We start from the raw sequence: 1,341 nt of genomic DNA, 5'->3' as shown, positions 1-1,341 counted from the left end.
AACCAGCGCCAGGTCACAAAATCTATCCCTACCTCCTGCGCAAGCTGGCGGTTACCCAGCCCAATCAGGTATGGGCGATAGACCTGACCTACCGTGCGCCTCGTCCCGGATGGTCCGGGGTGCATATGACTGGAATGCATTGAGAAAGGAGGATTTGAAGAATGCCGTGCCCCCTGCTGTGAGGGAGCATGAGCCCAAGCGGCGGTGACCTTTCGTCAACTGGCAGGGTGACGTAGCCCGCAGGTAAAGGGAATTGAGGCGAAGCCGTTACGCCGAGATGGTTCCCGAGGCTGTAGCACTGGAAGGTTGAGGAACACGAACCGGTTAATCCGCATCCGAGGGCTGAAATGTCGCCTTCGCCTACACGGCTTAACAGGCGGAATGCTGATGGTGCCCCCAACACGTAGGCGGGGGTGTCCGAATGCGGGCGTATATGTATGGCGTCTCGCAGGGAGTCATGGGGAGAACGCAGCCAGACCATGACATCGGCATCGACTTGCGGGACGCAAGGACAAGGACTGCGACCGGCAACCTCCCCAGTGCGTGGAGTGTCCAGCATATGAACGAGGGAAGGCATGATGGAATGCCCACGATGTTCTGCGTCGCAAGGGAGTTGACCCTGATGTCCATCATGCTGGCGGAGTTCCCGTAGTAGTCCGCGGCAGGGAAAGCCTGCCACATGGCGAAGGGGAACAGTTCAATCTGCTTGGAGTGCAAATTACCTGACCAAATGAGGTGAAGACCTTTGATAATCAGCGAATTGCAGCACAAGCTCGCAACATGGGCCGAGGCCGGTCCGAACCGTCGGTTCGATCGTCTCTTGCGGCTCATTGCCGACCGGGAATGGCTTGCCGAAGCCGCCCGGATCGTTCTGGCGTCGAGTGGCGCACGAACTCCGGGCATTGACGGAATGGATAAGCCACGGATGCAGGCCGAGCTGGATCGCCATCTGGCCGACCTGCGGACAAACCTGCTGAAAGGCACCTATCGCCCGAAGCCGGTCAAGCGAATCTATATCCCGAAAGCCAATGGCAAGCTACGACCACTGGGTATACCGACCCTGACAGACCGCATTGTCCAGCGCGCCATGCTGATGGCCATGGAGCCGATTTGGGAAAGCGACTTCCATCGCCTGTCCTATGGCTTCCGGCCGGAACGCAGCGTGCATCATGCCGTTCGTACCGTGAAGTTGCAGCTTCAGGACGGCGCGGACACGACGAGGGGCCGCTGGATCATCGAAGGTGATCTGGCGAGCTACTTCGACACCGTTCATCACCGGCTGCTTCTGCAATGCGTTCGGCGGCGGGTGCGGGACGGACGGTTTGTTGATCTTCTCTGGCG

At 59.3% G+C, this 1,341-nt stretch carries 1 protein-coding gene; it reads left to right on the top strand.

The genetic code is table 11. From position 1 onward, the window contains the following. Nucleotides 1-745 precede the first annotated feature (745 nt). The coding region (locus HWD97_RS24140) for a reverse transcriptase domain-containing protein (RefSeq protein WP_371835794.1) at nt 746-1,341 on the top strand (596 nt) is incomplete at its 3' end.

The sequence above is a fragment of the Ochrobactrum sp. C6C9 genome (assembly GCF_022627935.1).
Classification (GTDB): Bacteria; Pseudomonadota; Alphaproteobacteria; order Rhizobiales; family Rhizobiaceae; genus Brucella; species Brucella teleogrylli.
The sequence above is the reverse complement of the archived record's forward strand: the minus strand, read 5'-3'. Positions and strand labels throughout refer to the sequence as shown.